Source organism: Microcoleus sp. T3_B1 (assembly GCF_036700445.1).
Classification (GTDB): domain Bacteria; phylum Cyanobacteriota; class Cyanobacteriia; order Cyanobacteriales; family Microcoleaceae; genus Microcoleus.
The window spans coordinates 1-12,743 of the sequence record NZ_JAUBOX010000025.1 but is presented as its reverse complement, the minus strand read 5'-3'; the positions used below and the strand labels follow the sequence as shown (position 1 = coordinate 12,743).

Genomic DNA, 12,743 nt, shown 5'->3' with positions numbered 1-12,743 from the left:
TAAGAAGAGGGAAGAGAAAAGAGGGAAGAACCAATAAAACCAATGGTTAAAGAAACCGGGTTTCTCAGAAAAATTTTTGTTGAGCAGCGATGAATCTCCGAAGAAACCTGGTTGGGAGACTCCTATGCGTCTAGGACTGATTTGCCGGGAGCATCCCTATTTTGTAAACAGCATTTTTTAGGAGTTCGAGCAGAATTATCATTTGCCTATATTAAGTTAATCAGTCTTTAAATTATCGGTCAATAAATAATCAAACTCTTGTGGGGTGGCTTTAAGCAACGCCCGAAATATGCAATTTAAATGTAGAACATTTTATCTCTAGGGAACAAGATGCTCGAACTTCGGGCACAATATGATACAAGTCAATCGATTTTAGATTTTAGATTTTAGATTTTAGATTTTAGAATTGAAGTATTGACCCCACGGATCAATTCGGGGGGCAAGTTTCATCGGATACAGGTTTTTTATTTTTCCACGGATGAATCCGGGGGCTTGTATCCTGGATGCTTTCAGTCACAATTTGCTGTGACTGCAAACACTCTTACCTATGATCTCAAATACAAATATGTATGATAATAAACACAATGATTTAGTGTCAAAAATATAGATAATTAACAGAGGTATGAAGATTATCTTGACAGCCACCATTCAGACGAAAAAAGTATGAAATCCATTGTAGCATTCATTGAACCCAAAAAGCAAGAGTTTGCAAAATTGCCCTTATTTGACTTTCTAGCCAATAAACACATCCACGCGAATCAACGACTAATTTTTGCACCTGTACTCGCTCCTTTGGCTGTGGGATTGAGCGATTTAAATAAATATGTATTGCGAGAATCTTCTAGTAATAGCAAAGTTCAGGAACTAATTAATAAATATACATATAAAAAAAACTATTACTGGCACGACTATCTAGAATACCTAGAGGAACTAGGCTTAAACCAATTAATGAGTTACGGCGACTTCAGACTGCTTTGGGGTGAAGAAACTAAAAAAACTCGATCGCTCTGTTCAGTGCTTGAACGCTACGCTTGGAAAGCCTCTCCCATTGAGAAACTGGTGTTAGTGGAAGTCCTCGAAGGAACGGCAAAAGTTTTTTTTGAGGCGGCGCTTGCAGTGGTAATGGAATTACAGCAAGTTACCCAAAAAGAATATGTTGATTTTGGAGGAGGTTATGGGGGTTTAGAAAATTATCACCTTTTAAACACGCCAGAGATGTTGGAAGTTTTAGCAGAGATCAAACTTACTAATGCGGAATGCCAAGCAGCTTTAGAATTAGCACAAAATGTATTTGAACTGTTTACAGAAGCGATGAACGAGCTATTCCAACACAGCCAAACAAATTCTTGCAAGACTGTGCTGCAAATATCCTCAATTTCTACCTTCGCTCATTGCCCGATCGACTGTCTCGATATTTGTTAGTTTAAACAATCACTAAATTATCTCGGTGTACCGCCGTTTCTACGCCGGCATAGCCTAAAATCTCAGCAATTTTCTCTGACTTGCAGCCCTGGATTTGTCTCAATTCTAAACTGCTATAATTCACAAGCCCTCTAGCAATTTGCTTGCCGGCAGCATCGCACAACTGCACGGAATCATCAGCTTGAAATTCTCCTTCTACTTGAGCAATACCCGCAGCTAAAAGCGATTTTCCGCCGTGGGAAATTGCCTTGACAGCACCCGCATCTAAATATAGTTTTCCTGCCGGAATTAGCACGTTAGCTATCCAGTGTTTGCGAGCGTTTACAGGGCGCGGTTGAGGCTCAAATTGAGTACCGATCGACTCTCCGTTGAGTATTTTCTCGATATTACCAGGAAAGCAGCCGTCAGTGATGACAGTCCGCACTCCCGATGCAGTTGCTATTCTCGCCGCTTCAATTTTTGTCACCATACCGCCGGTTCCCCAACCACTGCGGGAATCTCCTGTTTGCACCTGAAATTCTGTTAGCTGTGCCATACTTTGGACTAGGACGATCGGCTGCGCGTCGGGATTGCTGCGCGGATCAGCGGAATACAGCCGATCGACATCTGTGAGCACAAACAACCAATCTGCTTCTACCAAACTCGCTACTAGCGCCGAAAGCGTGTCGTTATCACCAAATTTAAGCTCGTCTACCGCCACAGTATCATTTTCATTGACGATCGGAATCACGCCCAACCTGAGCAGTTGCTGAAAAGTATTGCAAGCGTTAACATAACCATTACGCTGCACTAAATCACCCCTGGTGAGCAATACTTGAGCGATCGGCTGTTGTAGAGTAGTAAACAAGTCATCGTACACCCGCATCAGTCGCCCTTGGCCCACAGCCGCCACAGCCTGTTTCATAGCAATGTTTCGCGGGCGTTCCGTCAAACCCAAGCGCGCGCAGCCAACCCCAACTGCACCCGAAGAAACCAAAACTACTCGATGGCCTTGCTGCCGCAAATCAGCTAAAATTTCGACCAATGCAGCAATAGTTGAAAGAGCTAAGTTTCCTGTAGTCGATCGAGTCAGAGTCGAAGTTCCAATTTTAACAACAATAGTTTTAGTCTGTTGTCTGTTGACTGTTGACTGTTGACTGTTGACTGTTGACTGTTGACTGTTGACTGTTGACTGTTGACTGTTGACTGTTGACTGTTGTCTGTTGACTGTTGACTGTTGACTGTTGACTGTTGACTGTTGTCTGTTGCCATTAGTTACCAATTCCCAATTCCTAATTACTAATTCCCCATGCCCCATGCCCCATGCCCAATTCCCGATGCCCAATTTTAATCTTTAATTTTCAGAGAAGCCCCCAAAGCTTGAGAAACCCAAACTTCAAAAGAGCGCACCGGATACTTACGAAGCGCATACCCAGCATCAACCATTGGTTCCACTAAAATAGTGAACATACCCAAACGATTGCCTGCTAAAACATCAGTAAAAAGTCGATCGCCCACCATCGCCACCTGTTCCACCGGCAAATTCATCGCCGTCACAGCTTTTCGCAACTTGCGGCGGGACGGCTTAGCCGCACCCGTGATGTATGGTAGATTCAAAGAATCAGCAATTCGACCGATCCGATTTTCACTTAAATTGTTGCTTGCCAACCATAGCGATACCACGGGTCTAATTTCTTGTACCCACAAGCTGAGTTCAGGAGAAGCATTCATTGCCGTAATGGGAACGAGAGTTTCGTCCACATCCAACACTAATCCTTTAATCTGATGTTTCTCCAGAATATCAGCCGTTAACTTCATGACTGAATCGCCTAGAACTAAGTCAGGCTGTAGTAATTTACCCCAAGTCATAATGATTTTAGATTTTAGATTTTAGATTTTAGATTGAGAAATAAGAAATTGGGAGTTAAAGATTGAAAAAGTAAAAAATCAAAAGTGAATAATTATTGCTTTTCCTTTGTTACTTTTGACTTTTTACTTTTTTATTAGTCATTGCCCATCTATTGACCCGATCGCACTTTTTGGTCAACTTGAGCCACAGCAGCATTATGTTCGGCCAGAGTGCGACTGAAAATGTGAGTGCCGTCGTACCGCGCCATGAAATACAGATATTCTGTATTTTCCGGAGTCAGAGTCGCTTCCAGACTGGCGATTCCCGGAGATGCGATCGGAGTTGGGGGTAGTCCTGGATTTATATAAGTATTGTAAGGAGAAGGCGTTTCTACTTGCTTAAAAGTCAGAGGCTTTTCCTTAGTTTGCCTGATACCGAGAGCGTATTCAACTGTCGGGTCAGAACCCAACGCCATTCCCTTTTTCAGACGGTTGTTGAACACTCCAGAAATGCGGTTCCGCTCGGAAGCAACCACAGCTTCTTTTTCTACAATACTGGCCAAAGTTACCCATTCTTTGAGAGAGAGCTTTGTATTATTCTGATTTTTTTGATATACCGGCAAAGCTGTCTGCTCGAAACGGGTGAGCATTTGTGCTATCGCAGCTTGAGGAGTAATTCTATCGCCGTCTAGCTGATAAGTATCCGGGTACAAAAAACCTTCCAAATGAGGCAATCCGCTCGGCAGCCAAGGGTATTGAGCGTAAGGAATTTGACTCGCGGCCGCCATAAACTCCTTAGCCGGGAAAAAACCTTGCGCTTCAAAATAAGCGCTCATTTGTTGCAGCGACCATCCTTCTGGAATCGTGAAACTCTGCTGTACGACTTCGCCCTTCCAAATTTTGTCAGCAACTGCACTCAGAGGCTGAGTCGGCGACAGTTGGTAAGTTCCCGCTTGAAAACCTCCCTCGCGGTTTTGCAGAGTCAGCCAGCGGGCCCACATATTCCATGCCGAGCTCGATCGAATCAACCCTGCGGCCTCTAAATCCCGGCCGATTTTTTGACTTGGAGTACCCTCCGGGATTTGGATCGAAACAGCAGCATCCTCTGCCGGATTGCCCGATGAGGATGTTATTTTAGGCGCCGCTGAAGCCCAGCTCCACCAAGCCCAGCCTTGCCAAGCGCAAACCCCCCAGATTACCGGCAGCAACGCCAGATAAAACAACCATTTAGAGACTTGCGGAGTACCTTTTCGGCTCTCGCGCGCGCTGCCTTTTGTCATTTGTTCTTTATTCATAGTCCGTTGTCCTGGATAAGCGGCGGGTAACTAGCGACTAATGACTGATGACCTGCGATTGATGACCGAAAAGTTACGAATACAAGCCCTTTAAAAGACCCAATTCACGCGGCCCAATTCAAAAGCCCGATCGCGAAGGCAGAAGCGGCCACCTCGAAAAAGTTCGATCGGGCGAGCAGTTTACTTTTTTATAAAATAGTAAAAATTTCTGCTTTTTGCCATCAGGGCTTGTGCCTGCAATTAATATCTAATCAAGCTCATCAAAGAACTGGTCTTCCAGCATAGGTAACATCGGTTCCAGCCTTTGGAACTCTTCTTCCGAAAGCAATTCTGGCTTACCGTCGTCATCCATTCTAGCCAAGATAAAGAACGGGTCTAGAGGCGTATAAATCGCATATTCCTGTTCTTCGTGGTAGAAACTGGTCAGCCACATCAGTTCCTCGAACTCCGACTCCTCATCGGGATCGACATCAGATGCCATATCCTCTTCGGGAAATTCCGGCAATTCGCCAACCACAGTCAGCGTCACCGCTGTGCGTCGGAGCGTCAAGTTCTGCTCTTGCAGGACAACTTTAGCAGTCTCAAAAATTTTGTCAATTTCGGTCTCGTCTTCTACAGGAATTGCTGCTTCGTCCGTCTCGTCTCCCTGCCAAGTAAAAATTTCTACGGGTGAGTCAATTGGAAGCAGCAAAGCATATTCTTGACCTTCTAGGTTCATAGAATATTCTATGTTGCAAGTTAGCGATCGCCCAACTTCATCCGTCAAGGTGACGGACTCTTCGTTGGAATTGCCATTCTCTTTTTTGCGGTATGGGGATGAGGACATCGCGTGTATCTTAGTTTTCCGTCAATAATTCAGTAACATTGGCTTGACAATTGGGAATTTTCGTGGCGATATTCTGGCTAAGTGGGCGATCGCCAGTCCACAAGCTTAAACCGCGAGACTCGCGGCCTTTTCCACAGGCGAGGAGTGCAGCGTTTAAATCTCAGTCGAGTCAGCAAGCGACACTGAGGACAAATCACGATTTTGTGCTTCTTCAGTACCGAGGGTACAGCAGAATTTTCTCCAGTTTGTCAAGGGTTACAGGTGTGCGTAGCAAACTTGCACAACCAGGATATCACGCCTTTGTTACCAGCTATCAAGGATTGGGAAGGGCGGAGATATTTTGCCTCCGCTCGTCTAGCCACTGCTGCAAAATCAGGGCTGCTGCTTTGCGATCGATCGCACCCTTATTATTTTGCGACGGCGAAATCCCTGAAGCTTTCATCAATTCCTCTGCCTCAACCGAAGTCAGGCGCTCGTCCACGTATTCTAGGGGGAGCTCTAAGGCGGAGGCGATGCGATTCGCATATTTCTGCACCTGTCGGGCTTGAGCACCCAATTCTCCGCTCAGGGAGTAGGGCAAGCCTGCAACCAAAATTTGCACTCTCCGCTCTCGCACGATCTCTCGGAGATAAGCTACGTCTCGATCGAAGGACGATCGTACCAGTGTTGTAATGCCCGTAGCTATTAAACCGGTGCCGTCACACCCGGCGATGCCGACTCGTTTGAGGCCGATATCTAATCCCAGTGCTGAAATCCATAATTTATCGTTGGACATTATCAATCAATCAATTTTAGATTTTAGATTTTAGATTTTAGATTTTAGATTTACTTTTTTTTGCGGAAATAATCTTATTTAACGAACCGCGAAGACGCTAAGGACGCGAAGGAATAACAGAAGAAAGTAAGAACAAAATAGGTAATCTTAAGTTGATACAGCATATTCGGTGGTTCATGAAGTACAGTATCCGCCTTAATTGTTGGTACATTGTTATGTAGGGTGCGTCGCTGCTCATGTTTAATGAAACTTGCAGATTGACTGGTGGCGACGCACCTTACTTACGACAAGATTGTGTGTACCGCATAAGCTGTTCGGCATTTAAAGGACTTGCGTAAGGTGCGTCAGCATCTAAGGTTTTCCGTTTCAGCGTAAGGGTTCGCGAATGACGCACCCTACTAGCCTCGTTACTGGTTTAAATGCTCCACAGCTTATACATGGAATATGCTGTATCAATCAAAAGCAGAAGGGAGATTTTGGGATGATGATAGAAAAAAATGAATTTCTTGGATGATTCATTTTCTTTTTTTCTGCCTTCTACCTTCTACCTTCTGCTTTCACTAAGAATTAACTTCTCCCGGCCCGCCGCCGTCTAGAGGCAATTCGGGCAATTTTAGAGGCAAAATGCTGCTGCTATCTGTTGCCGATGATTCGGAATTTTGGAAGTTCAAGGGGTTAACTTGATTGGTTTGGCTGTTTCCTGAATCAGTCAAGAGCGGTTTGATCTCGGAGGATGCGGGCCCTGCTGCTGCTTCCCCAGCCATTGGGCCGAGCCAGGACATCCGGCCCGGTACGGGTTTGCGAGTTGGCTGGAAGCTTTGCAGCATTTCTGATAGCTGGAGTCCTTCGAGAGAGACTAACTTGGACTCGCGCAATTTGTGCCACACCGATCGAGACATCAGCAAACTGTGTTCCAGGCGCACTGCTCCAAATTGCTCTAAATAAGCTTCCCGTTCCGGCTGATAGTCAGCGGAAGCCAGTTGCAGGCTTTGAACCGGGAAATCTTGAACCAGCCGCGCCATCTGGGACAGCAGTTCTGGGTAAAGCCAAGTGTAGGCCGGGTGTACAGTCAACTGGGCGACGTGCGGTTGCTGGCCGTTGCGGGATAGCTGCACCTGAAAATAGCCGATCGCGGCTTTGCGCTGCGGTTCAAACACGTAGCCGCTGACTACCTCGGTTTTGCCCAGCCACTGTCTGACACCTTCGACTAAAGCGCCGAAAAAACTGGTTTTGAAATCTTGAATGTGGCGATCGAATACTTGGCGCACCAGCGGCGGCATAGACGCGGTATCCAGTTGGTATAGCAACTGAGCGTCTGCGTTGCTCACCGGCAGCAGGTTGGGCAAATCTGGCGTCGAGGAAGCCATTTCTTGCAGGCGTTCTGGGGCGATCGTCCAGTAAGTCATCTGGGCCAAAGGCTGAAACCCGTTTTGCCGATACAAAGCCAAGGAAGTTTTGTCGCCGACATTCACTTCCAGCAGCCACGTCCGCGCCTCCCAGACTGCCTCAAAGCAGTACCGCAGCAGCATGGAACCAATTCCTTTGCTGCGGGCTTCCGGGTCTACTCCTATGCGATCGATCCGCCAAGTGCTGCGGGTGCGGTTGAAAGGAGAAATCTGAATTATCCCCTTAACGCTCCCCTCTTCTTCGGCAACGTGGGCCCGGAACAGGGACTGACAAGGGTTGGGAAACAAGCTAAAAATCTTTAGTAGTCCGTACCAGCGACGAATCTGCTGCAACTTTCTACCTAGTACCACGTCGCAGCTTGCGCCCTTGCGGTTTTCTGGCTCTTCGGCTGTTTCCGCGCACAGTTGTTCCATCACCTCGATGTCGCGATACTGAAACGGGCGAATCACAACCTGGTTTTGGTTTTGGGAGGGAAATGAAGTCATAGCATAAAAGTGGAGAATGGAAATTTAAAAATAAAAATTCAGAAAGGGGAAGAGTTAGGGAAGTTTTGAGTTTTGAATGGGTAAATTTTGAGTTCAAAACTTATAACTTTTGATTCTTCTCCCTTTCTTGCGCGATCGAAAATTAAAAATTTCAAATCATCTTTTTGAATTTTTAATTTTCTGTTTTCAACTCAAGATTTTTGTGGCAGAGGTCGAATTAAAACGACCGGTGTTCGCTCGTCAGCATTCCCGGCGGGGTTGCTTCGCAAGGCTTGCTCTAAGAATGTTACCGATAAATCGGAGGTCGCTGCTAATATCTTAACTGCTTTCAAGTCATTAGCGTCTACGATCGCCGCCGCAAGTCCGGTTTCTCGTTGAATTTCTTCTACAACTTGCTGGGGATTGTCCGGGCCTAGGACAATAAATTGGTCGAAGGGAGGCAAAGTCCCGGTAACGTCGTCAATCAGTCTGGCTTGTTCCCCTGCAAGTTGGTAAAAGACTCCCGGTTTACCGAATATTTTAGCCACAGCGCCGATCGCAAATGCCGCGACTACCCGCCAAGGCCCAACTACATCCACCAACGTCTGCATTCCGCAAGCAGTGGCCAAACTCGACATCGGCAAGAAAAACAAGCACACTCGCTTTGCCGCCCATCCGGGTGTGACTTCGCTGGGATGGCGATAGCGTCCCTGCATCAAAGCTAGGGGAGTTTCTGCCAGGGCGACTATATCGCCTTTCTGGGCGCGCGGCAGCACGTACCGCTTGACAATTTCGACGGGATTGTCCAATTCCGCCAGTATGTGAGTGCGAATCGGCAAGACTTCTGCAACTCCGACATTTCTGGCGATGGGTACGGTTTCCGAGTTGGGAAATTGCAGCGGGACTACTACGTTACGGACTTTCGGGATGCGGCCGCCCGGGCCGTAGGTGACGTAATGTATTTGCACCCAAGCTGACTGCAATTTGGTTAAATCTTGCCCTTGAATGTCTACAGAAACTTTAATTTTTGTGTTTTTTTGGGCTTTAACAATATAGCCGAACCAGTAATCGTCTGCTCTGGCTGCTGCGTCTTTGTGGCAAGGAATCACCTTTGTCTCGGAGGTAACGCCATCCAAACTTCCGTCTGACAGCAGTTTTACCTGTGCCCGCACTTCCGGCAACATAATCTCAAACCGCTGTGTCAGGTTGCGGAACTCCATTTCCCCGACTAAAAGATAACGGTTGGGTTCCGAGATGGCTAAGTGCCATTCTCCGGCTGTTAGTTCTAGTTTATTTGCACTCCCAGTCCGGCGATAGTTCAACTCTAGGCCCAATCCGCCCAATGCTAGCAGCGAACCGGCTGCTGCGATTCCTGTTGCTAAAGTCTCAATCACTCTAATTACCGCCCATAATAATTTCTGTTTACTTTAGTCGATCTCTGTCACTTCGATCGACGATCCGGTAGTAATTGAAGTTTTGGGGGTTGTTGGGGGCGATCGAACTTATGCCCAATTACACGTAAGTGCGAGATCCTTTGGCAGCTAAAGCGGTCAAGTTGCTGTTCAAAGAGCTCGATCGTGAGTTAGATCACTCCAAAATCTGGCGTTGCTTAATCAGGGTATGAAAAAAATAAGTTGAAAATTACGAAGCTTTGTGGATACTGGTTTCTCTGACTTGCATATTTAGCCTTTCCTACCCTCACTCAACAAGGTCTACAAAACAAATCAGTTAATTCAATCATTTATGATGATATTATTGGCAAAAATAAATATGTTATTTATCCTTTTTAAATATTAACCTATAAGTGAAAATCAACTTTTTGCTCCAATAGTTAATAAGCATTTACACCTGTAATTATCATTAATATTTAATAAACATTGCTTAGTTTTAGATATAAATAGTTAATCTCTTAACAACTCTGTATACATGAGTTATTTTCGCCCGTTGTCTGTCCATCGTCCGTTGTCTATCCATCGCTCGTTGTCTGTCCATCGTCAAAATATCTCAAATGGGTTCAAAAGAACCGCTATTGACAGGATATTCCTTTATATCTTGCCCTTTTTGTCAAGTACGATTTATACCAAATTAGATGAGCTTACCCTGCGAGCCGCTACCGCGCTAGCGGTCAGTACCTTTAAAAATCTACTTCTTAAGTAACAGTCCAAATCTAGTTCTTAGGCAGTAGATTTTATTAGAAGTAAATAGTTAGTCTAGTGAATGTAGTAGTAATACCCAAGCATATCCATGACTGATAACAAGCCGCCTTTTAACCAGCCTGAAGCCAATCGTGACTCCCAGGAAAAGAATGTTGACAATAGCGAGAACCAGCAGCTTCAGGCTCAGACTAACGAAAATGCAGAATCAACGGAAGATCAATCATCAGGCTCAGGCCTTGGTGCGAGGATAGCTGGAGCAGCAGTCGGTGGTATACTCGGTGCTCGCTCTGGAGGCATTATTGGTGCTGTAGCAGGCTCAGTTGCTGGCGCTATGATTGGTAAAGGTACTGCTGATACGGTTAACCGTGCTGTAGATAATTTAGGGGATGCAGCACACGCTGTAGCAGACGGTATTACACACACTGTAGAAGAGCTAGGGACAGTAGTAAAGGAAACTGCTGAGGAAGTTAGACCATCTATCAAAGCTACAGCAGAAGCAGTCAAGGAGACTGTTGAGGAAACTAAGCCTTCGATTAAAGGTATAGCCGAATCTGTCAATGAGACAGTTAGGGAAGCCAAGCCTTCTGTAGTAGATGCAGTCAAGAGTGCATCCGAGGAAGTCAAACCTACGATTAGAGAAGTAAAAGATTCAGTCAAGCAGACAGTCGAAGGTATCAAGCCTTCTGTACAAAGTGCAGCGGACTCTATTAAGAGCACTGCCGATGAAATTAAACCTTCTGCCAAAGCTGTAGCTCAGGAAATTGAGGGCGCAACTAAGGATCTGAGATCGACTGTAAAAGATACAGCGAAAGCAGTTGAGCCCTCTATAAAAAGCGCAGCCGAATCGCTTCAGTCATCAGGCAAGAGTGTAGCTGAATCAATCAAGTCATCTGCTCAAAGCGCTGCCGAATCTGCTAAAGGTGCAGCGCAGGATGTTAAGTCATCTGCCCAAAATGCAGCCGAATCTGCTAAAGGTGCAGCGCAGGATGTTAAGCAGGATGTTAAGTCATCTGCCCAAAATGCAGTCGAATCTGCTAAAGGTGCAGCGCAGGATGTTAAGCAGGATGTTAAGTCATCTGCCCCATATGCAACCCCATCTCCTCAAGGTGCAGCGCATGATTTTAAATCATCGGCCCAAAATGCAGCCGAATCTGCTAAACCTCCAGTGCCTGATTTTAGGTCCTCGGCCCAAAATGCAACCCCATCTGCTAAACCTGCAGCGCAGGATTTTAAGTCATCTGCCCAATATCTAGCCGAATCCGACGCAGAGGAAAATAAGGATAGCGATATTCACATCTCCGGCAATCCTGAACTCAAGGACAAAGTGGTCATTCATGACAAGAGAATCATTAAGGAGTAGGTAAAGTAAGGACTTAACTCCAGCTTGTTAAAGCTAGCACTAAGAGAGTTTAACAGAGAGTGGATCTGAGAAAAGATTCCACTCTTTTCTGTGTATGAGAAATGCGATCGCCTAGGCTTTAACAGAGAGTCTATTTATTGAGGAACTATCCCCCTGAAGAAGGAGAGATTCCGTTTCTAGACTACTGGCAGAAGTGGTTAAAACGGCTAAAGTTTTTTGTAGAAAAAGCTGCTTGATAAATCGAGAAATAGTTAGGGTCAAGCTGAGGTGGCCAGTTCAACCCCTAACTATTTAATATCCAAATTGTAAAGTCACAGAAGCTTCTACTTGCTGTTCGCCTCCCACCACAGGTGTTGTAATAATATCAGCACCAGCAGGGCGAGAAGCAGCAAACTGCCGGTACATAGGAGGCGGCGCGCTAGCACCGTTGACTTGAATGCCCAGAATCTCTCCCCGCTTCAGGTTGAGGGCGCTAAAGACTGCATCCGCTTGCGCTTGAGCATCTTGAGTTGCTTTTTTGATTGCTTGTTTTCGAGCAGATTCGATCGCACTTTCGGCGGCGGCAAAACTCACACCGTCGATGCGTGTGGCTCCGGCATTCACCGCATCGTCGAGCAAAGTGCCAGCAGATGCAGTATTAATCCGAAAACTGACGGTATTCGTCGCCGTATAGCCCGTCAAGCGCTGTTGGTTGTTTTCGTAGCTGTAAGTCGGACTGAGGGTGATGCCTGCAGTTTCTAGTTTTTCGACTTGGCGCGATCGCAGCAACTCTACCACAGCGGACGATCGTCTCGCCGCTTCCTGCTGCACCTGGGCCGCCGTTTTCCCCTGCACCTCAACCCCCAGCCGTACTTGTGTTTGAGTTGTAGGAATCGCTTCCACACCCCGCCCAGTAACAGTCAACGTTCTGATCCGCTGTTCTTGAGCAGCCGCCGGATCTAATCTCACGAAACTGACGAGAGTTAAGGTTAAACACAAGGCTGTTAGCAGACTACGGAAATTAATGCGATCGCCACGTTGCAAATTTGAACTCATAAACTTGATTCTCCTCACATACAACAGATGCTATACTTTACCTTCCCACTGAAATTGCTAAATATCCGGGTTGTTACATTTTTAGCAACTAAAAAAAGTATTAGTCATTAGTCATTAGTCATTAGTCATTAGTCATTAGTCATTAGTCATTAGTCATTAGTCATTAGTCATTAGTC

At 45.9% G+C, this 12,743-nt stretch carries 10 protein-coding genes; 2 read left to right on the top strand and 8 right to left on the bottom strand.

Features of this window, described 5'->3' with window-relative positions; all coding sequences use genetic code 11:
- The first annotated feature begins 663 nt into the window (after positions 1–663).
- Complete coding sequence (locus tag QT990_RS15450) at positions 664–1,422, top strand: hypothetical protein (RefSeq protein ID WP_333138670.1); 759 nt, start codon at positions 664–666, stop codon at positions 1,420–1,422.
- 1 nt (position 1,423) lies between these two features.
- Here QT990_RS15450 and proB read toward each other — a convergent pair whose 3' ends face one another.
- The 7 genes from proB to QT990_RS15415 form a co-directional block, all read right to left on the bottom strand.
- Positions 1,424–2,719, bottom strand: a complete 1,296-nt coding sequence (gene proB, locus QT990_RS15445) for a glutamate 5-kinase (RefSeq protein ID WP_333300816.1) — start codon at positions 2,717–2,719, stop codon at positions 1,424–1,426.
- Between the two features lie 29 nt (positions 2,720–2,748).
- Positions 2,749–3,270: a YqeG family HAD IIIA-type phosphatase gene (locus QT990_RS15440; protein WP_333138675.1), complete on the bottom strand. Its 522-nt coding sequence runs from the start codon at positions 3,268–3,270 to the stop codon at positions 2,749–2,751.
- A gap of 149 nt (positions 3,271–3,419) precedes the next feature.
- Complete coding sequence (mltG, locus tag QT990_RS15435; RefSeq protein WP_333138676.1) at positions 3,420–4,544, bottom strand: endolytic transglycosylase MltG; 1,125 nt, start codon at positions 4,542–4,544, stop codon at positions 3,420–3,422.
- 247 nt (positions 4,545–4,791) lie between these two features.
- Complete coding sequence (locus tag QT990_RS15430) at positions 4,792–5,370, bottom strand: DUF3727 domain-containing protein (RefSeq protein ID WP_333051560.1); 579 nt, start codon at positions 5,368–5,370, stop codon at positions 4,792–4,794.
- A gap of 313 nt (positions 5,371–5,683) precedes the next feature.
- A complete protein-coding gene (ruvX, locus tag QT990_RS15425; RefSeq protein WP_333138679.1) occupies positions 5,684–6,145 on the bottom strand; it encodes a Holliday junction resolvase RuvX in 462 nt (153 codons plus the stop codon).
- A 560-nt stretch (positions 6,146–6,705) separates the two neighbouring features.
- The gene (locus tag QT990_RS15420) at positions 6,706–8,037 is read right to left on the bottom strand and encodes a GNAT family N-acetyltransferase (protein WP_333138680.1); all 1,332 of its coding nucleotides are present in this window, start codon (positions 8,035–8,037) and stop codon (positions 6,706–6,708) included.
- Positions 8,038–8,228: 191 nt separating this feature from the next.
- The gene (locus tag QT990_RS15415; protein ID WP_333138682.1) at positions 8,229–9,410 is read right to left on the bottom strand and encodes a F420-0:Gamma-glutamyl ligase; all 1,182 of its coding nucleotides are present in this window, start codon (positions 9,408–9,410) and stop codon (positions 8,229–8,231) included.
- An 850-nt stretch (positions 9,411–10,260) separates the two neighbouring features.
- On the opposite strand from QT990_RS15415, the gene QT990_RS15410 reads away from it, so the two are divergent.
- Positions 10,261–11,532 carry a hypothetical protein gene (locus QT990_RS15410; protein ID WP_333138684.1) on the top strand — a complete coding sequence of 424 codons (1,272 nt, stop codon included), beginning with the start codon at positions 10,261–10,263 and terminating at the stop codon, positions 11,530–11,532.
- 291 nt (positions 11,533–11,823) lie between these two features.
- On the opposite strand, the gene QT990_RS15405 is transcribed toward QT990_RS15410, so the two are convergent.
- Entirely contained in the window at positions 11,824–12,567 is a 744-nt protein-coding gene (locus QT990_RS15405) for an SIMPL domain-containing protein (RefSeq protein ID WP_333138686.1), read from the bottom strand.
- Between the last annotated feature and the right edge of the window lie 176 nt (positions 12,568–12,743).